Source organism: Bifidobacterium imperatoris (genome assembly GCF_002860405.1).
GTDB classification, from domain to species: domain Bacteria; phylum Actinomycetota; class Actinomycetes; order Actinomycetales; family Bifidobacteriaceae; genus Bifidobacterium; species Bifidobacterium imperatoris.
Map to the genome: position 1 here is coordinate 29,293 of NZ_NMWV01000023.1, position 25,185 is coordinate 54,477.

Here is a 25,185-nt window from a genome sequence, read left to right on the forward strand (position 1 = left end):
TGCAGAGCGGTTTCAGCCCAGCAGATCGAGCAAGTCGTCACGGGTCAGCGAGGCAATCGACGGTGAACCGGAGGCGCCGGCGCCAAATGCTCCGGTTTCGTCGGCATTGAGCGACGCATCAGTGAACTGCCGTGCCAATTCGCTCTTGGTGTGCTGCAATTCCAAGATGCGCTCCTCAATAGTGTCTTTGGCCACCACCTGATATACGTTCACATCTTCGGTCTGCCCGATGCGATGCGCACGATCGGTGGCCTGATCCTGAGCCGCGGCATTCCACCACGGGTCGGCATGAATCACCACGCTGGCCCCGGTCAGGTTCAAACCGGTATTGCCCGCCTTCAATGAAATCAGGAATGCCGGCGTATCGTCCGCGTTGAAACGGTCCACCAATGCCAATCGCTGTTTCTTCGGCGTGGAGCCAGTGATCGTGTAATAGCGCAGCCCTTGCTGGTCGAATCGTGCGGCAATCAGTTCGAGGAAACTGGTGAACTGTGAGAAAATCAGCGCCTTCTTGCCTTCGTTCACGCAGGTTTCCACCAGCTCGGCAATAGCCGCCAACTTGGCTGACTGATCTTTGGCGTCGGCGTATACGAGCCTTGGATCGCAGCAAATCTGGCGCAAACGAGTCAGCTCGGCGAGAATACGAATCTTCGACGTATTGAAATCCGCTTCCTCACTGTGTTCCAGCTGCATGCGCAATCGCTGTTCATGCGCCGCATACAGTTTGCGCTGCTCGCCCTCCAGCTGCACGGTCAACGTATTTTCCAGCTTGTCCGGCAGATCGGTGAGTACCTGTTTCTTCAGTCTGCGTTTGATGAACACGCCTACCAACGCCTGCAATTTATGCGCCACGCGCGCGGCCTCAGGGTTGACTTCGGCGGCCGCACGACCTTCAACGGTCGTACTGTCCGCAGCTCGCGCATTGGCGATAGGCAGCTCATAGCGTTCGCGGAACCGCTTATAAGAGCCCAATAATCCCGGCATCAGAAAATCGAAAATGCTCCATAGTTCGGAAAGCCGGTTTTCGATAGGAGTGCCGGTTAGCGCGAATCGATGGTCAGCAGCCACTGATTTGACTGCCTTGGCAATTTTCGTCGTGTGATTCTTGATGTATTGGGCTTCATCCAGCGCCATGATGGCACAGCACCGGGTACCGTCAGCGCTACTGCCTTGATCGATGCTGCCGGCATCGTCCGCAGTGTATTCTTCCACGTCACGGCGCAGCAAGTCATAGGAGGTAATCAACACAGTGGGCTCGTCCGCATGGAATGCGCGGGCAATGGCGTTGCGGCGCTCGGTTTTGCTACCTGCCACCACTACCGCATTAAAGCTCGGCGCGAATTTCGCAAACTCGGCAGCCCAGTTATACACCAAAGAAGCAGGGCAGACAATCAGTGATGGCTTCAGCTGTTCAGTGATTCCTGACTGCGCAGTCCGCTGATATCTGGAGAGAATCAAGGCGATGAGCTGCACCGATTTACCAAGACCCATTTCATCAGCCAGAATGCCACCAAAGCCCTTATCGCACAACGTGCTCAACCAGCGGAAACCATCAGCCTGATACGGGCGCAATATGGATTGAAGACTGTCCGGCACCTTATAAGAGGCTGGATCAATCACCGTCAAATCATCGATGTACTGGGTAAAGGAAGCGTCCTTGACTACATCCGAACCATCATCGGGCAGTTCACCATCGAGTAGGAACGCCTGGCTACCGGGCAGTTCAATGGTTCCTGAATCAAGCTGCTTCTCGCTTAAATCAAGGTCCGATGCCAGTTTGTCCAACGTGCTTAAATCAGCACCATCAAGACGAACCAGCGTGCCATCCTTCAACTGGTGGAAGCATTGCCTGCGTCGGTAGGATGCCAGCAGCGCGCCCACCTCATCCGGAGGAACCTCGTCCGCCATCGGCGAGATCTCCACCAGATTGCCCTTGATGGACAGTCCCACTTTGACACTCGGCGCTTTGGGCGCCACCAGTCGGTCGAATGCCGGCGTGGTGAATACGCTGCCGACCTCATGCAACGCCTGCAGACCTTCATCAAACAGACGCACAATCTGTGTGGTGTTATCCCGGTCGATGGTGGCGGCGCCGGATTGCTTCGCCCGTGTTCGTGCGGCAGAACGAGCAGCGGAAGCTCGAGCAGCCTTGGTTTTAAATCCTCGCGCCGAACCTGCTAGCGCAGTAGATACTTCGCTGACTTTACCCGCCCCGGGCATGTCAAAGAATTCGCGCACCACATCCATTGCAAGACGCTCGGCATCAAAATCACGGCCGACAACGGCTTTCGCTTGGACAGTTTGAGCGTTACCACTTGCGCTCACCGTTGGACCAGCCGGCACCAGTGGCACTACGGCATCACCGTAGCGAGCCTTGATCTCGCATTCCACGCCATATTCGGTACGGTCGAGATAGAACTCGCTATGACATTCGACGGGATTCATCTCGGCCAGTTCGCGCGGAATATCCTGAGCGTCGAGCAGCTTGGAAGATATCAATTCCGGTAGCAGTGTTCTGGCGAACAGCGCCATATCATCGCCGGCAATAACCTGCCCCTCACTTTGCGGCTCAAACAATTCACCGATAAGCCCACGAATGGCAGACAACGATCCTGGGCAGCGCACAAAACGGCATCCCGCCGCACTTTTGCGCTGTGACTGGCGCATCATCGGCGAAGCGAACGCCGATGGTTGCGCGGAAGCAAGCAGCAACCATGACTGACTGCCAGCACTGACAACGGTTTCAATACCCGGCTCGCCTTTGAGCAAATAGCCGGCATCCGAACCATACACGCGATAGTCCCGGCGCATGATTCGCATGGTCAATTCCGGATCGCCGCCATCCACCGGCACCGATGCCGGTTGGTTCGCAAACCAGGTGTCCAACACCAGCTGCACACCTTTGCCTTCACGCAGCGACAGCAACGAAGCCACTTCCTGCTCGGAAAGCGTCAAACGCCGATCGATGGCGATATGCCCGTAATACCGGTCCTGCTGTTCTGCCGCATGGCGTACGGAGAGCGCCGAACTCAGGAATTCATAGAGCGGCTCGGAATCGGCATCCAACATTTCCGGCGTATGCGTGAATGCCAGCTTTTTGCCATAATCCACGTATTCCCCATGTTGCATGGCCAGCACGAATTGAGGAATCGCTTTCATCACGTAGCTGGAACCGTTCGCCATCGAGCCGATTTTGAATTCCACGCTCCAAATGCCCTCAATAAAACTCAATATGGGTGTGAGATGCACTTCCCCCGGCTGTACGGTTTGCACAGGACCTTGATATCCACTGCGGCTTTGGGCCTTACGGCGCGAAGCCGAGCCGGCACGACTTGCGGATTTCGTATCGCCGAAACGCTGCAAAATGGCGGTGCGGCGGCGTTCCTTGGCTTGGGTTTGGCGCTTGTCAAGCCGCTGCATGTAGTCAAGCATGGCTCTTGATGGACGCACAGCTCCGGCATGGTAGCCGTCAAAACGTTGCGGATCATCACAAAAAGCAAGCACGATGGCCGCCATATGCTTGCAGATGCCATAACCTCGCCCATATGCCGGGCAGGTGCATGAGCCACCGGTGAGTTCACCATTATCGAGCGAAAACAGCACTTCGACGCGGTATCGGCTGGATGGACTGGTGGTGCCGCGCATTGTAGCGTTGAGCTGTGCGTATCCGATACGCTCATTGCTGCTGTATGTTGGCCCAATCATCATGCTGCCGGCATTATTCGCAATAGTGCGGGCACGCTGCATCACTGCGCGGGATGTGGAGGTTTCAACATCCCGATGCAATGCGTCAATGGGAACAGGGTGCTGCTGCACGCCAATAGCACCCGCTGAATGTGCGCTGCCAACATCGCCGGCATCGTCATCATCGAACCATACCGAGCGCGCAGCATTATGAGCTAGATTTGCATACTGCTCATATGGAACCGGAATATCATCCTCGGTCAGTTGATCGCCGGAACCAAACACTGCAGCTTCATCATCATCTGCAAGATTGTCTGCCTGAGGATTACGCCTGCGTTGAATCCACCGGCGTGCAGACTCATCGAACTCATCGCCAAGCGCATCATCATAAGTGTTCGAATCATCGAAGCCATCGGAGACATGCCCAAACACACCGTATCCGCTTACCATGAGCGCATCTCCTCCCCCATATGTACATTCACATTCCCGCGATGTAGCAGTTTCAACCGCCGCAAGGAACCCAACATTCCTATCCTAGACGAATCCGCGGTAGCCTTGGCAGTATGGATGCGGAACATGCAGATTCAGCTAAGCGCAAGACCTATGCTGGCAACAGTGCTTTGGAGATTTTCGAAGTGCTGTGGCGGCACAGCTATTTCGGGCATGGCCTATCCGTACGCGAAATTCTCGATGAATTGGCGAAATTGCATCATGTGAATGATCCCAGCGAGCTGCCGACTGCGAAAACCGTGCGCAATCAGCTGCGCAAACTGACTACCAGCGAATTCCTTGGCCGGCGTATCGGGTATCTAACCGAAGATGATGTTGCCGGCATCGAATGCAAGGATCCGCAACCCGGCTGGTATGTGGAGGCATTCCTGTCCCCAGCTGAAATGCGCTTGCTGGCAGACAGTCTGACCCTCTCCCGCATCAGCCTTGACACGTTGGACGAGCTCATCGGCAAGATTCGTGAGCTTGCCGGGGCTGCCGGTGATTCCATTGATTATCTAGACCATGTGACCACCTACACACATATCAACAGCGAATTCCTCTCCACCATCGACCAGCTGAATCAGGCCATTGAGGATAATCACGCGGTTACGTTCCAATATTGCGATTATGGACCGGACGGCACTATGGTGCCCCATACGAGCCACACCAGCGGGCGAGCCGGCACATACACGGTGGACCCCTACCAAATGGTGTACAAGAACGGTCGATACTATCTCATCTGCCATCTGCACGGTGAGCGCAACCTGCGCATTTTCGTAGTCAATCGCATTGCCGACGTGAGCATGCAAGGGCCCAACGGGCCCATCCCTATCGAGCAGCCAGCTCCAGCTGATTTTGATGCCGTGGAATTCATGCGGCATCGTCCCTACCCCGTGGCCGACGAACCGGTACGCATTCGCATGGCCATTCGCGATAAGTCGATGCTCAACAACGTGTTCGAATGGTTCGATGACCCGCAGATCAAGCACTCGCGCGATGGCGAACAGTTCGAAGTCATCGTGAACGCGCCCGAGCGCGCCGTGTTCTGGTGGGCGTTGCAATATTCCTGGGACGGCCGCGTGGCCATCGTCGAACCAGAATCACTGCGCAACCGGCTCTATGACGCCGGAGTTCGCATGGCCACCATCTACAAGCCCGCGCCATAACCTGAAAACCATATGCACCCGCACCGCACCACCCATTAAGCTAGGCAATAGCGATAACTTCACGCTACGCGCATAACATAAGGAGCAATACATGAGCGAAGAGCGCACTGCATGGGGCTGGGGTCTGGCCAGCATTGATGCTGCCGGCAACACCCTGGATGTCTGGTATCCGGAACTGACACTCGGCGAAGCGCCGGCAGAAGCCGACCGTCCAAACCATAACTTCGGCACTCTGGTATACGACGAGCCCGATGCCCGCGGTATTCGCCGCATTCCGATTTTCGCCGTCAGCCAGCTTGACGAGCCCATCACCTCCGCCGCTGACGCTTACCTGAAGCTGCACCTGTTGAGCATGCGTATGGCTCAGCCAAACACGCTGAATTTGGATGGTATTTTCGCCCAGTTGAACAATGTGGTTTGGACCAACTACGGCCCGTTCCCCGTTGAAGACTTCACGCTGCGCAAGGCCGATGTGGAGCGCGCAGCCACCGATGCCGCTCTGGCCTTCGCAACGCAGGCGGGCCTTCCGGCAGCTGCCCCCGCCGCCACCGTCAACGTGTTCGGCGTCGACAAGTTCCCACGCATGATCGATTACGTGGTACCCACCGGCGTTCGTATCGGCGATGCCGACCGCGTGCGTCTGGGCGCTTACCTATCCGCCGGCACCACTGTGATGCACGCCGGTTTCGTGAACTTCAACGCCGGCACTCTTGGTGTTTCAATGGTCGAAGGCCGTGTCTCCCAAGGTGTTGTGGTCGGCAACGGTTCTGATATCGGCGGCGGCGCTTCCATCATGGGTACCCTCTCCGGAGGCGGCAAGCTGCGCAACTCCATCGGTGAGCACTCCCTGCTCGGCGCTAACGCCGGCATCGGTATTTCCCTAGGCGACAACTGCGTGGTCGAAGCCGGCCTGTACGTTACCGCAGGCACCAAGGTAACCATTTGGGACAAGGCCAAGGCTGCAGCCGGCGAGCCGCTCGAAGTGGTCAAGGGCGCTGATCTCTCCGGCAAGGACAATATTCTGTTCATCCGCAACTCAGTGAACGGCCGCATTGAAGCCCGATACCGGAAGGTGGGAATCGAACTCAACGCCAAGCTGCATAAGAACTGAGCGTGCAATAGTGGAGCGTTATCTTCGTTGCCCCTCGGTCGACGTACCTTCGTACGACTTCCCTCGGTGCGCCTCGATACCGCACGCACTATTGCACGCTCAGAACTGACTCTGTCAGTTCTTATGCAACCGTCTGAATAGTGAAAGGTCGAATCCTCTTTCGGGGATTCGACCTTCGTCGTTTGGTGGCTTTAGCGCTCATCGAGCGGTACGTAGTCGCGTTCGACAGGGCCTGTGTAGACCTGGCGCGGGCGGCCAATCTTGGTGTTCGGGTCGGCGAGCATCTCACGATACTGCGCAATCCAACCGGGAATACGACCCAAAGCGAACAGCGTGGTGAACATGGCCGGGTCGAAGCCGATGGCACGGTAAATCAATCCAGTGTAGAAGTCCACATTCGGATACAGGTTGCGGGAGACGAAGTATTCGTCGCTTAACGCGATACGTTCCAATTCGACAGCCACATCGAACAAAGCGCGCTCGTCAGCCGGCAGCTTGGACGTATCCTCACGTTCCATGATCTTTTCCAGATACTGCTTAGCGATGGCGGCACGCGGATCGTACGACTTGTAGACGCGGTGACCAAGACCGGAAATCTTCTGACCGTTCTTCTTAGCATCTTCCACGAACTCCGCAACCGTCTTGCCGGAGTCGCGAATCGCCTTCAATTGGCGCAGCACAGCCTCATTCGCACCGCCATGCAGCGGGCCGGAAAGCGCGTTCACGCCGGCAGCCACCGCAGAATACAAATTGGCGTGCGCAGAACCTGCGATGCGCACCACGGACGTGGAGCAGTTCTGCTCATGGTCAGCGTGGATAATGAGCAGTCGGCCCAGCGCATGCACATACAACGGGTCGGATTCGAATGGCTCATAAGGCACAGCGAAGCACATACGCAGGAAATCGTCCACATAGCCACGCGCGTAATCCGGGTAGAGCATCGGCTCATCACGGCGACGGCGGAAGATGTAGGAAACAATCGTACGCACTTTGGCCATGATGATGATTGCAGCCTCATCAAGCTGGTCAGGATCGGAAATATCCGTAGTATCCGGATAGAACGTGGCAAGCGCATTGATGGCGGAGGCAAGCACACTCATCGGGTGTGCGGTGCGCGGGAACGAGCCCATGAACGTGCGGAAATCCTCACCTACCATCGTGCGATGGTTGATGGCGGAAACGAACTTCTCGTATTGTTCCTTGCTGGGCAAATCACCGTGGCGCAGCAGCCATGCCACTTCCAAAAAATCAGATTGATCGCAGAGTTGCTCGATGGGGTATCCGCGGTAGCGCAGAATCGAATGCTTGCCATCAATGTAGGTGATTTTCGACTCGCACTGAGCAGTGGTCAGAAATCCCGGATCAAGCGTCACCCAGCCATCGTTGCGCAGCTTGGAGACGACGATACCGTCCGCGCCTGCCGTTGCCTTAACCACAGGCAGGGTGTATTTGCTGTCATCCACATTCAGCTGGGCTGTTGCCATACTTGTTGCTCCCTATTACATACGGGCTGATACCGATGGGCGTGCCATTCGGTTCAAAAGTATGGCTCACTATATGGCACTAGTGTTTCAATGCAAGTTGCCGTCTCAAAAACACGCGCGATACTATCGCGTCGCAATAAAAAATCCACGGTGTGGTAAACAACACTGTGGTCATTCCGCTAAAACCGCAGAAATAAGCCATTGTTGTTTACCACACCGTGGAGGAATCACCACACCGTGGAGGAATCACCACACCGTGGAGGAATCACCACACCGTGGAGGAATCACCACACCGTGGGAGAGAATCACAGGTTGGTGCGGTCGGTGAAGATGATCGGGCCGTTTTCGGTGATGGCGATGGTGTGCTCGGAGTGAGCGCCACGGGAGCCGTCTTCGGAGCGCAGCGTCCAGCCGTCCTTTGGATCCTGATAAATCTCATCGGTGGTCTTCAGGAACCACGGTTCGATGGCGATGACCAGGCCTTCGCGCAACTTGTAGCCGTGGTGTGCCTTTCCATCGTTCGGCACATGCGGGTCGCCGTGCATGATGTGGCCCACACCATGACCGCCAAATTCAAGGTTGATTGGGTAGCCGTAGGTACGGGCAACGTCGCCAATGGTGCTGGAGATATCACCGAGACGGTTGCCTGGCTTAGCCACGTCGATGGCGGCGGCGAGGGCTTCCTCAGTGCACTTGATGAGTCGCAGGTCTTCCGGATCGGGGTCTTTACCGACCACGAAGCTGACTGCGGAATCGGCAACCCATCCGTCCACGGAAATGGCGAGATCAAGGGAAACCAGATCACCGTCCTTCAGGTTGTAGTCGTACGGAATGCCATGCAGCACAGCATCATTGACAGACGTGCAGATGTAGTGAGCGAACGGACCGGTGCCGAAATCCGGCGCATAATCCACGTAGCAGGATTCTGCACCCTTGCGGTCCACGATCTTCTTGTGAACGAATTCGTCGATTTCCAGCAGATTGGTGCCGACCTTGGTGGTTTCCTGCAGTTCCTTCAAAATGCCGCCGACGAAACGGCCGGCAGGCTTCATTTCCTCGATTTCACGAGGGGTTTTCAGTTCGATCATACGGTTCTTTCTACCTTGTTGAGACTTGTTCTCAACTCTAGACCAGCCCGGGGTCAACCGCCAGAGGACTATGCGCTATTTCTTGCGCACATGCCGCCCCCGTCTCCTCTCCACTCGGCCGATACGAACATCCACTTTTTATCGTGGGAAAACTACCCTTGGGTACTGAAGGTCAAGCGAGGCAAAGTGAGGCGAGATGAAGACGAACTTGACTCTGGCTCAATCAGGTAACGTGTACACACTAGGAGATTTTGCGCCATTGCCCACTTGTACGCGATTGGAGTGTCCCACAGCAAAATCGGGTTTATGAAAGATTTTTTCGATCAAGCACGATTGGATTTGCAACTACAAGTACTGAGGCATAATCGAGAGCACCCCTATCCCGATACCTGCCAGTTCTGCCACAGCACTATACAAATGAAACCACCGAGCGACGAGGATGTTACAGCAAGAGAGGCAGATTTTGATCGACAAACTTTCGATATCACAATAGACGGTTATTCAAAAGCAGCTGAACAAGGCAAAGACCAGCAAATCATCATCTTAGAGAACACAGATCATATCGATGAGCTGGATTTTGACAGTACCGTCAACCTCATTCGCTTTACCAAAAATCGCCACCAAGGTCGTTATGACTACTTGAATGACGTTTACGACATAACAGAAACCACTCCATTACGATAGGATAGAAATGCCAAAAAACATATGCAGAAATTTAAATTTTTTTGCAAAAAAATATCATCTTTTTATTCTCGTAAATACCATACTCCCTTCGTTTCTTTTATTCATACAACTTCGAATCATATTTGAAATAGTAAAATTTACCTGGTTTATTCCATTACTATATATCGGCATAATAACAATTCCACATATTTCATTTTCATTTGTTTATTTAATAAATAAAAAAGTATTCAAATCAATAAAATATAATTTTTCACTAGTATTAGTGTCACTAATTCTTTCTTACATATTTAACAATATAAGCATAATATGCTTATATTATTCACTTAACATTGTTATAATTAACAATTTTTTTGACTTCATACATTATATCTATATCGATGACGGATCATGGATTGGTCGCTTCTATGGCTCATATGGCATACCAGCATTAATTTATGCGACAGGATTGGCTCTCTCTATAGAAAAACCAACCCATGCGCAGAAATAATTAGAAGATATAATCAGCTAATGCTTTACACGATGCGTCAATTACATCAGCAGAAACCTCTCCAATTATTAACCACTTTAATATCCGATTCCCCCAATCCACTTTAGTTCGGAAAGCAGTGGCAGCATCATTCTGATTGGTAGCACCCGTACTCCACGCAATTTGCTTGAAACGATTTGCCAGCAAGCCAACATCGTTGTAGTAGTCACGCATGGTCTGATATAGGATCAGTACTGTTCGGGCGGGAATAATCACCCGCCTTCACTCGTACTGCCGCAGAAGATCAGATTGTTAACCAATCAGCATCGACGGCGCTCCATCCGTGTCATAAAAAGCGGTGCCCGAAATATCATTTATTATCTGTCTCAACGCTTAATCAACCGCTAAGTTCAACGCTCCACTGCAACAATGTACACAGTCGATAAAGCGCCCTTGCAGGAACAATTCCCGACAAGGACGCTTTGGACTCGGCAGCGCTTCAGCACACGCTACTTCCTGCGCTTGCCGAACGTGAACGCGCGGACGAGGGCAGTGATGCCCATGACCACCATCGCACAGCCGCCGAAAACGATCATGAAGATTGTGGAGCTCAACGGGCTCATCAGCACCACAAAGCCGGCAATGATGGAGATGATGGCGTAGGCGATGGCCCAACCGGAGCGTGGAATGCGCCAGGATTCCACCAATGCCATCACGCCTTCCATAATCCAGCCGAAGCCCACCATCAAGGTGACGAGCAAGGCCAGAGTCTCGCCGGTCAAACCATAATTGCGCACGACCACCACACCGCCGAAGGTGAGCAGAATGCCGATCAACACATCCAGCACACGCCAGCCGCCTGGCAGCAGAGGCGTTACCAAAGCGCTGACGATGCGCACCACGCCGGAAATCACGAAATAGACGCCCAACAGCAACGCGGCCAGCGCCAAAGTCTTATTCGGTGAAATTAGCAGTGCCGCACCAAGGGCAATGGCGGCAACGCCAACTACACCGTAGATCACACGAATGGTGGTCTTGGCACGCTGTGGCAGCCATTCCTCAATCAAACGAAATGGGCTGAAATCACCTGCATACCAATTCGGCCGCTCCGGCTGCGGGGTGTACGGATTCCGGTTGTTGAAATTCGGGTCGCTCATCATAGCTCCTTCCAATTCATGTTCCAATCACCGATTTTAGACAAACTGCCTAATTCACACCATAAGCACAGATAGTCATAGTGTCTAATTTTTATTGGTCGCACTACGAAATCAGCCCACAGCCCAATACAGTGAGCTGAACCTGACGCATCATGGTCTAGGCTGGAGGGCATGACTAACGAAACCGCAACAACGAAGTCGGGCATCGACCCATCGTCCTTCTCCTCCACCATCAAGCCGGTCAATGATCTGTTCCGTTACGTGAACGGACCGTGGATCGACACCTATCGCCTGCCGGACGACCGCTCCCGCTACGGCTCCTTCGATAAGCTCGCGGAAGATGCCGAGAATCAGGTGCGTGAGATTTTGGAAGACAATGCTTCCCCGCCGTTAAATCTCAGGCCCTGTACCGCTCATACCTCAACACCGAAGCGATTGAGGAAGCCGGTCTCGACCCGATTCGTGACGAACTGGACCTCATCGACTCCGCCATCGATAAAGCCACACTCACCCGTGTACTCGGCACCATCAACCCCACCGGCGGCCCGGACCTGTTCGGCTTGGCTGTATATGGCGACCCAGGCAATCCGGATCTGAACATTGCACACATCGAGCAGGGCGGCATCATGCTGCCCGACGAGGCCTACTACCGCGAAGATCACTATGCACCCGTGCGCGAAGCATACGTGGCGATGGTGGCTGCACAACTGGTGAACGCCGGTTATGCACCCGCCGCCGAATCCAATGGCGGTGACGAACTGCCACAATCCACCGAAGACGGCAGTGATGAGGCACCGGCAGTAGTGCCAAGCGAGGCCGCACTGGCTATGGCGCGCCACTTCCTCGAGGTGGAAACCAAAATTGCCGCCAATCATTGGGACAATGTAGCCACTCGCGACTCGGTGAAGACCTATAACCCCACCGATTACGCTGACCTTGCGGCAACACTGAAGAACTTCGATTTGAACTCTTGGATTGATGCATGGCAGTCCGCTTATGATGCAACCACTGCCGCGAAATCCCAGCCTATTGACTTTAAGTCCGTGTTCGCCCGCACGATTGTGCATGAGCCGAGCTTCCTTAAGGGTCTTGACCAGTTCTGGGCTGATGCCGATTTGGCCGATTTAAAGCTCTGGGCGCGCGTGCACGTCATCGTCGGCTCCGCCAGCATGCTTTCCCACGTGTTTGACACCACCAACTTCGGCTTCTTCGGCAAGGTGCTTTCCGGCGCCAAGAAGCAACGCGACCGTTGGAAGCGTGGCGTGAGCCTCGTCAATGGCATCTGCGGCGAAGACGTAGGCCAAGAGTATGTGCGCCGCCATTTCCCGGAGAGCTCCAAGAAGCGTATGGAGCAGCTCGTAGCGAACCTCATCGACGCCTACCGTGTGTCCATCACGAATTCCGACTGGCTGGGTGACGCCACCAAGGCCAAGGCTTTGGAGAAGCTTTCCAAGTTCACGCCGAAGATCGGCTACACCAACCATTGGCGCGACTACTCTGCATTGGATGTTTCCGCCGATGACGTACTCGCCAATAACGCCAAAGCTGCTAACCTCTATGAGACCAGCTACCAGCTGGCCAAGGTGAGCAAGCCTGCGGATAAGGACGAGTGGCTGATGAACCCGCAGACGGTGAACGCCTACTACGAGCCGAGCATGAACGTCATCGTGTTCCCGGCAGCCATTCTGCAGCCTCCGTTCTTCGATCCCGAAGCCGATGACGCAGCCAACTATGGCGGTATCGGTGCCGTGATCGGTCACGAGATCGGCCACGGTTTCGATGATCAGGGTTCCCAGTACGATGGCGACGGCAAGCTCAACAACTGGTGGACCGATGAGGACCGCAAGAACTTCGAGGAGCGCACCAAGGCGCTTATCGAGCAGTACAACGGTTTTGTGCCGCTGCAGTTGGCCGAAAAGTATGCCGACGAACCGGATAAGGCTCCTCACGTCAACGGCGCATTGACCATCGGCGAGAACATCGGCGACTTGGGCGGTGTGAATATCGCGCTCAAGGCCTATGCGTTCGCCCTCGGCAAGGCCGCAGGCACCATCACCAACGATGGCGACGAAGATGGTTCGCCAGCCGCCATCAAGGCGCTGCTGAGCACCGCTCCCGAAATCGACGGCTTTACCGGCCTGCAGCGTTTCTTCCTGAGCTACGCCTCCATTTGGCGCACCAAGAACCGCGATGAGCTGGCCGAGCAGTACCTGCAGATCGACCCGCACTCCCCCGCCGAATTCCGCACCAATGGCATCGCCAGCAATGTGGACCTGTTCTACGATGCGTTCGGCGTGCACGAAGGCGACGCCATGTGGCTCGCGCCTGAACACCGCGTGCACATCTGGTAGTACCACCTAATCTGCGGTAATCATCGCACTGAATCCAACATGATGGTGTGGTGTAAATCAATTGAGGATTTGCGCCACATCATCATGTTGTTTTTATATTCCAGAGTTGCTCTCAAAATCATCGTCAGCTGGCATGTTCTGCCGCTGATTCGGTTCCTCCTCTGAACGTGTTTGCAATGTGACGCCCTGAGCCGCAACGTTTTCGGCTTTATTCTCCTGACTGGTACGAGGCACCTTGGTCAACGTGGTTGTTGCATAGTTGAAATCGTGACCGATGTTGCTGGCTTCCAACACCATTCGGCTGCGCGTCTCGCCTTGTTCGGTTTTCCATTGTTCGGTGGTCAGTGTTCCAAGAACGATGAGTTTATCCCCTCTGCGGATGGATTTGTGGGTATTCACCGCCAATGCTCGAAAAGCTTTGACCGGAATCCAGCATGAGCCGACGTCCTTCCACTCCCCTGTAGACATGTCAAGACGAGACCTACTCGACCCGATGCGGAAGTTCAATACGGTAAAATTCGGTGTTTCCGTCAGTATGGGATCGTTTGCCACAAAACCGGTTATGGTAACCGTTGCCTGTTGTATTGCCATCATCAATCCTTTCATTCATCACAATGTCGTGAACCCGCCGAATCGTCTCGGTCATCATCGATCGGTGAATTCGGCGATATCTCCACTGTGAGGCATGGCGGTTCAACTACACAAGGGCAACTGGCAAATGTGGATACTATGACGGGGTTTGCAACACTGTGGATAACTTTTGGTTATCCACAAGAATCAACACAACAAAGCACAACAACAAAAAACGCCACCCTGCATGTGAGCAGGATGACGTTAATCAGCTCGGCACGAGCCTTTACAGACGCTCGAGCAGGGTCTTCACAGCCTCGTCAGCCGGCACAGCAACCTTGTTCTCGCCGTTGCGGTCACGAATTTCAATCGTACCGTTGTTGACGAAGTCGCGGCCCACCACGGCGATGGTCGGCACACCGATGAGCTCGGCATCCTTGAACTTCACGCCCGGGGAAACCTTCTTGCGGTCATCGTAGATTACCTCGACGCCGTTGGCCTCAAGCTCTTCGACCAGCTTCTCGGCACCTTCGAACGCCTGAGCATCCTTACCGGTGGCCACCACATGCACCTGAGCCGGAGCGATTACGGACGGCCAAGCGAGGCCTGCCTCATCGTGATGCGTTTCGGCAACGCATGCAAGCACGCGGGAAACGCCAATGCCATAGCAGCCCATCCACACCGGCACGGTCTTACCATTTTGGTCCAGAACCTTCAGGTCCAGGGCCTTGGAGTACTTCAGACCCAGCTGGAAGACCTGACCGATCTCCACACCGCGCTCGAAGCTCAACGGACCGGAGCCGTCCGGGCTCATGTCGCCGTGGCGAACCTCAACAGCCTCAACCACGCCGCTGGCCTCAAAGTCACGGCCGTAGACCAGGTTGTAGTAGTCCACCTCGTGTTCGTCGGCACCGGTGAACCATGCGGAGCCCTTGACCACATGCGCATCCACAAAGTAACGCAACGGTTCCTTAACACCTGCGGCCTCAGCCTGCGGACCAAGCACCATCGGGCCAATGTAGCCCGGCACGAGTTCAGGATGCTTCTTGAGGTCCTCTTCAGTGGCTTCTTCAAGCTCGGAAGGAGCGAACTGCGCCTCGAGACGCTTCATGTCAACCGTACGGTCTCCCGGCACGCCGACAACAATCAGCTCGCGCCACGGCTCGTCATGCTCCTCATCCTCAGGATGCTTGACGGCGATGACCACGTTCTTGAGAATGTCGGAGGCAGCCCATTCGCGGCCATCAGTACGCGGGTGATCAGCGTTGGCGCGCTCGATCATCTTGTCGATGGTCTTGGCGTCCGGCGTCGATTCCTTGGTGGCGGCCGGAGTGTTGGAAGCGTCGATTTCCGGCAGTTCCGGAGTGTGCAAAGCCTCAACGTTCCAAGCCTTGCCGGAAGGAGCCAGCGCGAAGGTATCCTCGCCGATAGCCATCGGAGCCAGGAACTCCTCGGAAGCGGAGCCACCCATCGGGCCGGACATGGCGAACACCGGCACGTACTTGAGGCCGATGCGCTGGAACACGCGCTCGTAGGCGCCACGCTCGTCCATGTATGCCTTGCGCATGCCCTCTTCGTCCACATTGAACGAATAGGCGTCCTTCATCACGAATTCACGGCCGCGAATCAGGCCGGCACGCGGGCGGAACTCGTCGCGGTACTTGGTCTGAATCTGGTACAGGACGACCGGCAGGTCCTTGTAGGACGAGTACATGTCCTTGACCAGCAGGGTGAACATTTCCTCGTGGGTAGGAGCCAGCAGATAGTCGGCCTGGTGACGGTCCTTCAGACGGAAGATGTTGTCGCCGTATTCCTCCCAGCGATGGGTGGCCTCATACGGTTCACGCGGCAGCAGAGCCGGGAAGTGCACTTCCTGAGCGCCAATGCCGGCCATCTCTTCACGGATGATGGCCTCAATCTTATTGAGTACGCGCAAGCCGAGCGGCAGCCAGGTCCAGATGCCGGGGGCGGCCTTACGGATGTAGCCGGCGCGCTGCAGCAGCTTTGCGGAATCAACGTCCGCGTCCGCCGGGTCTTCGCGCAACGTGCGCAGGAACAAAGTAGACATACGAAGGGTATTGGAAGTCATAGGTTCCAAGATATTCGCGTGAACCGACAAGCCTGTGTAATCGCAACGCACATACTGTGCTATGCACTGAAGCAAGATACAAATTTCGTACTGTATTTTGTGGACTTGCCCATCTTGGCTTTCCTGAACCGGCGTGCAAGAATTGTGATAGTGAAGGGGCAGGAGGGGCACAATGACGCAACCGACCGAACATTGGGGAAATCAACCGCAGCAGCCGCAACCGCAGCAAACACAACCACCAGCACAGCCGCCAATGCAATCGGCGTCGCCGGCATGGCAGCAGCGCAATTTGTCACCGGCACAGCCAGCACCGCAGTATTCGCCGTTCCAACCGCAACCCGAATCGCCAGCACAGCCTCAGGCATATGCGCAATCATTTGTGCAACATACCAACCCAATGCCTGTGCCGGCTCAATCTAACCCGTATTCCCAGCCAAATCAGCCCAAGCATTCCAGCGTCCAAATACTATTGCTGATTCTCGGCGTAGCACTCGTAACTATCGCCGTGTTTGCGTTCGCTTCGTTTGCCTATGGTCTGCTCGGAGACATTGGTCGTGCGGTATGCATTGGCATAGTCGGCATAGCAGCACTGATTATTGGCATGCTGCTGACCAAGCGTCTGCGCGTCACCGCTGAAGGCCTGACCTGGGCTGGTCTTGCGGCGCTTTCCATCGATGCTGTGCTCATTGGTGATATCCCACCAGTAGCGCGAGTGATTTCAGACGGCTACTCATCAGGCCTTATCATCCTGTGCATTACCGCTCTGGCATATGCCCTGCGTGCAATGGCGGCGCATCTTCCTGAACCGGCGGCCAAACCAGAAACATCCACCTCGGCATTGCCACTCAGAGCCACCACACTGTACGCCATGTGCGCGTTGCCGTTCGCGTTCATGTCATTCATTTCGGCAATGCCCATCCCCAATACTGACGTGCAATGGGTGTTGGCTGCATCCGTTGGCTCGCTGGTGTCTATTGTTTTCGCCGCTATTGTTCGCATTCCGCAGCAGGCTCGCTACGCTGATTTCGAATGGATGGCTTCAATTATTGCGGCAATGATCACACTGGGCATTGTTTCCATATTCGGCTGCACAACTATCGATGGCGCCGATCCGCTGTGGATCACCGCTATTACCAGTTTTATCCCACCAGCGTTGTGGGCTGCGATTCTTGTCATACTGTATAAGAAACCCGCTATCCGCACGGGCAAACTGCTGCATCCAGCACATCGTATAGCGCCTGTGCTGGGATTCTTCTGGACATTGACGATTACTGTGGAATCATTGTTGCGCCGCGTATTAACCGATGCGATGAGCAACGATCCAGCCGCACGCACTATTGCCGATTGTGCCGCAATCACCGTTGCCGGCTTTGCTTTAATTGCTGCTACATTGCTCATGCGTCGCAGCATAGCCCTGAGCTCACAGGAGCGCATATCCGCCGCTGTTATGGGATCGTGGATGCTGCTGATTCTTATTGCCGGCGACTTTACGCATGGCAGCCCACTACCGATGGTGGTTTCCATCGTGGGATATGTCATGATGCTTGCGATATGCGTAGTGTTCTGGATTATCGCGGCGCAAACACAATATCAGCCAGTTGCCGCCGTGCCGTTTGTCTCACGCTCCACGAACACACAGACAGCGCAGTCCGCATCAGCGACATTTGCGCCATCGCCGTTCATTCCAGCACGCAGTACACAACCGCATCCGGAATCCTTGCGTCCCCGCCCTTATCCCCCAACACCGGAACAAGCGTTCCCGCAACCACACGTCTCTCCAACACGGCAAACCTTGAACCTGCTTACCGCAGCGCAGATCATTGTGACCTGTTTCACCGCAGTTACCGGCATCGTGCTGCTGTTTCTGGCATGGACCGATCCGCAACCATATGCGCCTGTGGATCTTATCGCCATGCTGTCTGGCGCGGCTACGCTGATTGTCGGAGTCCGCTGGCTGCAAGTAAAGCCAGCCTCACGCAGTTGGCCAACATTATGGCCGGCTTTGACATTGCTGATGGTACCGTCGTTGCTCATCAGTTGCGTAGAGCCGCCTTCACTACCACGTATGCTTGCGCTGTTTGCCATGTCGCTATGTGCATTGCTGCTGGGTGCTGCGTTGGGTCTGCAAGCACCGCTGATTTACGGAACCGTGGTTCTTGTTGTGCACTTGTTGATTGTGGTGTGGCCGTGGCTTGCGGAGTTCTCCCGCCATTATTGGTGGGTGTGGTTGCTCATTGGTGGCGTGATTCTTATTGCCGCCGCAGCACGGTATGAGGCCAGCCTTAAATCCGTACGCACTTTGGCTTCGCGTATCAGCGATTTGCGCTAGTCACGCCAACTCGTGCACATAGCTACCATCGCCCGGCAATAGACGCGCCACATTCCGGGCAACGCCCATCAGTGCCACTGAGTCGATCAGTGATGATGCGATACCAGTCGCGTTCGATAAGTGTGGCATGACATTGCGGATTCGGACAATACGTAGTGTCGCCTACGCGATCATGCACATTACCGGTGTACACATAATGCAGTCCCTCGTTGAGAGCGATTTCGCGCGCACGAGTCAACGTCTTATGCGGAGTTGGCGGAATATCCTGCATTTTCCAAGCCGGGTGGAATGCGGAGAAATGCAGCGGTATATCAGAGCCGAGGCGTTCGCGAATCCATGTGCATTCGGCGTGCAGTTGTGCATCATCATCGTTAAGCCCTGGAATCAGCAAGGTGGTGAGTTCAACCCACACATGGTTACCGTCTGGTGTGCGCGCCTCGTTCACCGCATAATCAATGGTGTCGAGCACATCCTGCAAATGTGTGCCAGTCACTTTCCAGTAGAAATCCTCGGTGAAGCCTTTCAAATCGATGTTTGCCGCATCCATCGCCGCATAAAAAGCCGGTCGCGCTTCGGCACTCATGTATCCAGCGGTGACAGCGATTGGATGGATACCTTGCGCACGGCAAGCTTCAGCTGTATCGATTGCGTATTCCGCGAACACAATCGGATCATTGTAGGTGAACGCCACCGAATCGATGCCGCGGGCCGCCGCTACCTGCGCAATTTTCTCCGGGCTCGCCTCTACACCAAGCTTGTCGAAGTCACGGGCTTTGGAGATATCCCAGTTCTGGCAGAAACGGCACCCGGAATTGCAGCCAGCCGTGCCGAAGCTCAGCACGCTGGAACCAGGGTGGAAATGGTTGAGTGGTTTCTTTTCCACCGGATCCACTGCGAAACCAGAACTGCGGCCATAGGTATCCGAAACGATGACGCCATCATGATTCGAGCGGACGAAGCAGAAGCCTCGTTGCCCAGGCTTTAGCACACAGCGGCGCGGGCAGAGTTCACAGCGAGCGCGACGAGTGCCGTCATTGAATCGCGTTTGCCAACGGCCAATGGCTGAAGGAGGCACTGTGACGGGTACTGTATCTGGCTCTGATGTCACCGCACTCTGCCCCGAGCGAAAGACCACCTTAGTGTTCGGCATACGCGGTCACCTCGTACCGTTCGCATTCGATTTCGCCATTGTTCCAGTCATACGACGGTTTGATGCCGGCTTTTGCCAACAAATGCGAGACGAAATCATGCGGATTCGGCAATTGTTCCCAAACTTGCGGAAGGAAAGTGGCTCTACGGCCTTGGCTGTCGGTCAGGATAAGACCATCCTTGCCGGGCTGCAATGTTTGCTCAAGTTTTGTTCGCGAGCGCACTGGCATCGTCATCGGCTTTCCTAGTACCGAGACCTCCACTTGCAGCAGCGGGTATTCTTCCGGTGAAACAGGAAAGAATCGTGGATCGTGCGCGGCTGCATCAACGGCATGGTCGGATACATCCTTGCCAAGCGAGCGATAGGCTTCCAATGTACCGATGCATCCGCGTAATTGGCCGTGTTCGGTGAGTGTCACGAAACTGGCACCGGACTCATTCAGCCAAGGATGTTGCTTGATAATAATGTCTGGCGCGCTTTCCGGCTTGTTATCTAGACCAAGATGCTGGCGTATAGCGGCACGGGCGAGGCCGAGGAGCACACGGCCGTGGTCCGTAGTCATGGCTGCACCAGAGACTACTTCATCAGCATTGTCGGCTGCCTTGCCTTGCTGAGCCGTTTCACGATTCGTAGTATTGCCATCAGAACCATTGACAGCGTTGGTATTCTGTGCAGTCGCATCGCCGATACCAGTATTCGCGTTTTGCCATACGGCAAATGATGCATAACCAACCACAGGTTCATCCGGATCATTCATATCCGAACGTGACTTGCCAGCAAGCGATACGACACCGTCATCACCAGAGGTGCTGCGCCCAAGGAGCCGAAGGTCAAACTGTTCGGCTGAGGGCTTATGGCTGTCTCCCTCTTCTTCATCAGATGTTTCACGCGTCGTTTCACACTGTGCGGTTTTAAGGCCACGCACCAACACATCAAGTAGCCCGTTAATTGGATACGCTCCGCACGCCCTGCGCGGATGAATGGGGAGTCTCAAGTGTGCGATGTTGTCGATAGTCTCATCATCAAGTTGCCGCGCATAAGCCTCAGGATGATAATGAGACAAATCGGAGCTGATAATGATTACGGTTTCCGGACCGCCCCACAGCGCGCGCAGAACGTCACCCACTTCTTCAGGGCTTGCGTCACCAGCATTCAACGGCACAATGGTTAGATTCGGACCGAATACAGTTTGCAGAAATGGAATCTGCACTTCCACCGCATGCTCCTGCGCATGGGTTGGGTCGTTGACAATCATTGCCGACGCCGGTGCACCCGGATGGGCATGTATGCCGGAACGCAACGGCTCATCAGCTACCAGTTCCAAAGCCTTTCGCTCCGCATCCACATCTATTGGTACCGCACCGAGCGGTGTTGCAAATGCTATTGCAGTAGAACAGGCGATGCCACGCACGGCAACACGGTGTGTTGGACCAACAATCACCGCACGCTTTACTACCCCGCGCCCACGTTCCAGCAATGCGTAGGCGAGCGCCGCAGTCGTACCCGAATACATGTATCCAGCATGCGGCACAATCACCGCTTTCGGCACTCCTACGGGCAGCTGCGGCTCCAACTGTCTAAGCAGTGCGCGCCCATAATCAAGTTGCGTATTGATCAGGTGCTTAAGCCGTGTTCTATCCGCTGGGTAAAACGCGCCAGCCACCGCAGCCGGGCGCACATATCCTTGCTGCCTCTTATCACTATCGCGAACGTCACTGTTCTCATGGAATATATCGAAATGCACCATAACGACCACCCCTACACACTATGGTAGCCGTCACGGAACAATCAGAATAAAGATTCTTGGGCGAAGTCGTCGTCGGCATCGTCGAGCGCGGTTGCGGATGGCTTGAAGACAGTTGGACCTTCTTGGGCGAGCTGGTCGCTGGCGGCAGCGGAAGCATCGCGTAAGGTGCCGTCGAGCGTCACGGCATCCGGCGAGACCAGAAACATGCGATTATTGACCCCGGCCAAATACAGTCCGCCCAATGATTCCACACGGGACAGCGCCACGTAACCCATGCCGGGCGCGAAGGTTCGGCGCAGGTCCATCACCGCGCGGTCAAGCGTCATGCCTTGCGACTTGTGAATGGTGATGCCCCACGCACAGCGCAACGGCACTTGGGAAACCGAAGCCAGCACGGTCTCTCCATCCATCATCTCCCAAGTGGCTGGTTTCATCGTAACGATGTTGCCGTTTTCGAATTCCACAATCGGCCAGCCGCCCTTAGCCTCAGGCGAGAACGCACGCACAGTGCCCAGCGAACCATTGACGAACTGACGGTCGGCATCATTACGCAATGCCATGACCGCTGCACCAGTCTTCAGCACCAGATGCTCCGGGGCGAGCATGTTCTTTTTCAACCGGCTGACAAGATTCGCCGGGCCGGCGGTCTCAGCGAAGAACTCATGGCTTTCGCTTGGAATCTGTTGCAATCGCAAATCGTTCAGCCCATCGGCTTGGCGGTTCACTGGGAATAAGTGCACTGCCACTTTGCCGGGTTCCGGCATGACTCCCAAACGAGTCACCAACACATCACGGTCGTTTTGGGTTACGTTGCTTTCGCGAATGTCGGTGAGCACGGTGAGCAGATCGCCGGTATCCTGCCTGTGTTGTTCGGTCAGATAGCAGATGGCAGGGTTGAGTTCATCCCAGACCAAGGACTCGGTCACGAATCCTTCCGGATTCTTACCCGCCTTGGCGTATTGTTCACGGGCTGCCACGAATTCCGGCGTCGGCGCAATCACATCATTGTTACGCCCGGATACCGAAACCGGAGGCAGCTGGAAGAAGTCGCCGGACAGCACAACTTGAATACCGCCGAATGGTCTTGGGTCCCGGCGAACGGCACGGCAAACCTGATCGACCATATCGAACAGCCAGGCATGCAACATGGATACCTCATCGATGATGAGAATATCGGTGGCCTGAATCTTGCGTTTGCGGCGGGTTTTGATGAGCTTCAGCAGGTTGGCGGTCAGGCTTGTGGCCACACCCACACCGCTCCACGAATGAATAGTTTGCCCGTTGATATGCGTGGACGCTATGCCTGTGGACGCAGTAACGGCCACATCAGCGCCGTCAGCCCTGGCCTGCCGAATGAACTCGTTGAGCGTAAAGGTCTTGCCGGCACCAGGGGCACCAGTCAAAAACACATTCGCGCCAGCATTCAGAATGGCCAGAGCTTCGCTTTGACGCATAATTCTACTTTCTATGGTTTTCTATGGCTAAGTGGTTCTAGGATTGAAACCTAGGCCTGAAAACCATGTGCATTCGGCAAACTGAGACGACGATTCTCCATGATCAACACACCACGATTCACCATGTCCGTTGCGATGAAGCGCAAATCGTCTTTGCTGAATCTGCCGCGCAATTCACCAAATCGAGGATGGTTGGCCAATCCGGCTTGAACGATAAAATCCGCCGGTTCGCCCGCAAGCGTATAAGTGACGGATGAAAGAGCAGGCTGTTCCTTGCTCTCTGCAGTCAGTTGTGTCACCATATCGGCAATTGCCTGTTCGGCAATGGCACGATCACTCGCTGGCAATTGCTGAAGGTATGCCGTCTGTTGCGCTTCACTCTGACGCCGGCGTTCAGCGCGCGCAGCTGACTCCGCTTCACTCATTTTCCGCGGCCGAGGTTGACGCTTTGGCTTATCAACAGCGTGATTGCGAGGAACAGCCGCAGTCGGCGCATCGGAAACCTGAGAAGCCGGAACAATTGGAGATGGCGGCACGGACGCATTCGAAGCCACGGCAGAAGCCGGAGCCAACGTACCTTGATCATTCGAACACGGCACAGATGCTGTATTTTCTCCCGAATTCAATGTCTGTGCACTCGCCCCTTGTATCTTTTCCTCGCCCCGCTCTTCCATCTCCTCCATGAGAATATGAATCACACGAGAACCCAGCAGATTCCTCAGAATGACGAACTGCGGTAACTGATCCAGGGAATATTGAGCCATTCCCCTACCACTTACCAATGTCGTGGCGATTGTATTGGCTTTAGCAGTTGCTTTATCTCGAGATATTGCAATGATTGCTTGTTCAACCACGGATCGTTCTTCTTGCGGAAGCATCGCATCAACCGTAGTTTTCTCTGCATCTTTACGTTGCGAACGCTGTTTCGCTGAACTCGCTCGCTTCGCTTCGAGCTGCGCCTCTCTTGCCGCATCTGTAGAAGCACTATTGGAATGAGGAACAGACTGCGTCTGGCTCACCGGCTGCGTTGGAACAACCGGCGACTGTTGCGGAACTGACACCGGCGTAGGCTGCGAGCGCCGAACAGCTGGCTGCTCAACAGCAACTGGCACCTGCTGCATAGATGCAGCAGACTCATTCTTCGTGTACTGACGTTGCTCTTGCATCTCCTGCTCGATTACCGCCGCTTTCTGCAAAGCCTGTTCCACGGGCACATTGCCGAATACCGGAAGAATCCGCGGAATCGGCGGGATACTCTCACGCTTACCAAAAATACCCATTGACAGCCTTCTTTGCCTTCTATGAGTTCCTATACATCCAATACCAGCGTATAAACGATGCTACTTATTGAGCAGGCTGGTAGCCACGATCTGCTCAGAGATGGCCTTGGCTTGAGCATCATCCGGACCGGGCACCGGAGCCATGAATGCCTTGCGGTAGTAGCGCAGCTCATCGAGGGATTCGATGATGTCTGCGAGCGCGCGGTGGCCACCGTTCTTCGGCGGACGGTTCTCATACACGGCCGGATACCAACGGCGTGCAAGTTCCTTGAAGGTGCTCACGTCCACGCTGCGGTAATGCAGATGGCTCATCAGGTTCGGCATGTAATGGTCGAGGAACTTCTTGTCGGAGCCGATAGTGTTGCCGGCGAGCAATGGCTTTACGCCTTCCGGAGTGAAGCGCAGTACATAATCAGTGACCTTCTTCTCAGCTTCTTCAAGGCTCAGGCCGTGCTCCCACTCGTTAATCAGGCCAGAGCGGGTGTGCATATTGCGCACGAAGTCGTTCATGTGGTCCACGGCCTTCTGGCTCGGCTTGATGACGAAGTCGACACCTTCGTCCAGTACATTCAGGTCAAAATCGGTGGGAACCACGGACACTTCAACCAGCTCATCGCCACCGAAGATATCCAGTCCAGTCATTTCACAGTCAATCCAAATCAGGCGCGAATCCTTGGCGCTGTAAGTCTCTGCATCATGGCTATCAACCATGCTCATGCCTCTTTTCTTCTATGTCACCCATTACTACAAGAACAGTTCAGACTATACCCCAACGCCTACAAGGCTCATACGGGTTATCTTTCCTGAAAATCTTCCTATGACTGTAGGTTTTTGAACACTCACTGTCGGACTTTGGATATTGACTGTAGGACTTCAAACGCTG

General features: G+C 54.9%; 16 protein-coding genes and 1 pseudogene. 5 read left to right on the forward strand and 12 right to left on the reverse strand.

Features of this window, described 5'->3' with window-relative positions:
- Window positions 1–12: 12 nt before the first annotated feature.
- Window positions 13–4,134 carry a DEAD/DEAH box helicase gene (locus Tam1G_RS08110; RefSeq protein ID WP_033891362.1) on the reverse strand — a complete coding sequence of 1,374 codons (4,122 nt, stop codon included), beginning with the start codon at window positions 4,132–4,134 and terminating at the stop codon, window positions 13–15.
- Window positions 4,135–4,247: 113 nt separating this feature from the next.
- On the opposite strand from Tam1G_RS08110, the gene Tam1G_RS08115 reads away from it, so the two are divergent.
- Together Tam1G_RS08115 and dapD are read left to right on the forward strand one after the other, a co-directional pair.
- Window positions 4,248–5,342, forward strand: coding sequence for a WYL domain-containing protein (locus Tam1G_RS08115; RefSeq protein WP_033891364.1), 1,095 nt, complete (start codon window positions 4,248–4,250; stop codon window positions 5,340–5,342).
- Window positions 5,343–5,433: 91 nt separating this feature from the next.
- Window positions 5,434–6,453 (forward strand): 2,3,4,5-tetrahydropyridine-2,6-dicarboxylate N-succinyltransferase, encoded by a 1,020-nt coding sequence (gene dapD, locus Tam1G_RS08120; protein WP_033891366.1) that lies wholly within the window; start codon window positions 5,434–5,436, stop codon window positions 6,451–6,453.
- A 191-nt stretch (window positions 6,454–6,644) separates the two neighbouring features.
- On the opposite strand, the gene Tam1G_RS08125 is transcribed toward dapD, so the two are convergent.
- Together Tam1G_RS08125 and map are read right to left on the reverse strand one after the other, a co-directional pair.
- Window positions 6,645–7,937 (reverse strand): citrate synthase, encoded by a 1,293-nt coding sequence (locus Tam1G_RS08125; protein ID WP_033891367.1) that lies wholly within the window; start codon window positions 7,935–7,937, stop codon window positions 6,645–6,647.
- Window positions 7,938–8,242: 305 nt separating this feature from the next.
- The gene (gene map / locus Tam1G_RS08130) at window positions 8,243–9,025 is read right to left on the reverse strand and encodes a type I methionyl aminopeptidase (RefSeq protein ID WP_033891369.1); all 783 of its coding nucleotides are present in this window, start codon (window positions 9,023–9,025) and stop codon (window positions 8,243–8,245) included.
- A 306-nt stretch (window positions 9,026–9,331) separates the two neighbouring features.
- On the opposite strand from map, the gene Tam1G_RS08135 reads away from it, so the two are divergent.
- Window positions 9,332–9,709 carry a hypothetical protein gene (locus Tam1G_RS08135; protein ID WP_133124997.1) on the forward strand — a complete coding sequence of 126 codons (378 nt, stop codon included), beginning with the start codon at window positions 9,332–9,334 and terminating at the stop codon, window positions 9,707–9,709.
- 975 nt (window positions 9,710–10,684) lie between these two features.
- On the opposite strand, the gene Tam1G_RS08145 is transcribed toward Tam1G_RS08135, so the two are convergent.
- On the reverse strand, window positions 10,685–11,335 hold the full coding sequence (locus Tam1G_RS08145) for an HdeD family acid-resistance protein (protein WP_081890076.1): 651 nt from the start codon (window positions 11,333–11,335) through the stop codon (window positions 10,685–10,687).
- Window positions 11,336–11,503: 168 nt separating this feature from the next.
- Here Tam1G_RS08145 and Tam1G_RS08150 point away from each other — a divergent pair.
- Window positions 11,504–13,683 (forward strand): annotated as a pseudogene (locus Tam1G_RS08150) (M13 family metallopeptidase).
- 93 nt (window positions 13,684–13,776) lie between these two features.
- Here the strand turns inward: Tam1G_RS08150 and Tam1G_RS08155 are convergent.
- From Tam1G_RS08155 to Tam1G_RS11670, 3 genes are all read right to left on the reverse strand, one after another.
- The gene (locus Tam1G_RS08155) at window positions 13,777–14,277 is read right to left on the reverse strand and encodes a single-stranded DNA-binding protein (RefSeq protein ID WP_051917550.1); all 501 of its coding nucleotides are present in this window, start codon (window positions 14,275–14,277) and stop codon (window positions 13,777–13,779) included.
- A gap of 262 nt (window positions 14,278–14,539) precedes the next feature.
- Window positions 14,540–16,342 carry a proline--tRNA ligase gene (locus Tam1G_RS08160; RefSeq protein ID WP_165781957.1) on the reverse strand — a complete coding sequence of 601 codons (1,803 nt, stop codon included), beginning with the start codon at window positions 16,340–16,342 and terminating at the stop codon, window positions 14,540–14,542.
- A gap of 59 nt (window positions 16,343–16,401) precedes the next feature.
- Window positions 16,402–16,707: a hypothetical protein gene (locus Tam1G_RS11670; RefSeq protein ID WP_165781958.1), complete on the reverse strand. Its 306-nt coding sequence runs from the start codon at window positions 16,705–16,707 to the stop codon at window positions 16,402–16,404.
- Between the two features lie 14 nt (window positions 16,708–16,721).
- Here Tam1G_RS11670 and Tam1G_RS11945 point away from each other — a divergent pair, with 14 nt between their 5' ends.
- Window positions 16,722–18,671, forward strand: coding sequence for an SCO7613 C-terminal domain-containing membrane protein (locus Tam1G_RS11945; RefSeq protein ID WP_243394875.1), 1,950 nt, complete (start codon window positions 16,722–16,724; stop codon window positions 18,669–18,671).
- 22 nt (window positions 18,672–18,693) lie between these two features.
- On the opposite strand, the gene amrS is transcribed toward Tam1G_RS11945, so the two are convergent.
- Genes amrS through orn form a run of 5 tightly spaced genes read right to left on the reverse strand, consistent with a single transcriptional unit; the run spans window position 18,694 to window position 25,013 of the window.
- Entirely contained in the window at window positions 18,694–19,821 is a 1,128-nt protein-coding gene (amrS, locus tag Tam1G_RS08170; protein ID WP_081890120.1) for an AmmeMemoRadiSam system radical SAM enzyme, read from the reverse strand.
- A complete protein-coding gene (gene amrB, locus Tam1G_RS08175; protein ID WP_081975065.1) occupies window positions 19,808–21,568 on the reverse strand; it encodes an AmmeMemoRadiSam system protein B in 1,761 nt (586 codons plus the stop codon). The genes amrS and amrB overlap by 14 nt, the downstream gene beginning before the upstream one ends.
- Before the next feature lie 41 nt (window positions 21,569–21,609).
- Entirely contained in the window at window positions 21,610–23,022 is a 1,413-nt protein-coding gene (locus tag Tam1G_RS08180) for a DEAD/DEAH box helicase (RefSeq protein ID WP_033891948.1), read from the reverse strand.
- A 50-nt stretch (window positions 23,023–23,072) separates the two neighbouring features.
- Window positions 23,073–24,302 carry a flagellar biosynthesis protein FlhF gene (locus tag Tam1G_RS08185; RefSeq protein ID WP_101626126.1) on the reverse strand — a complete coding sequence of 410 codons (1,230 nt, stop codon included), beginning with the start codon at window positions 24,300–24,302 and terminating at the stop codon, window positions 23,073–23,075.
- A 60-nt stretch (window positions 24,303–24,362) separates the two neighbouring features.
- Window positions 24,363–25,013 carry an oligoribonuclease gene (gene orn, locus Tam1G_RS08190; protein ID WP_033891951.1) on the reverse strand — a complete coding sequence of 217 codons (651 nt, stop codon included), beginning with the start codon at window positions 25,011–25,013 and terminating at the stop codon, window positions 24,363–24,365.
- Window positions 25,014–25,185: the final 172 nt, after the last annotated feature.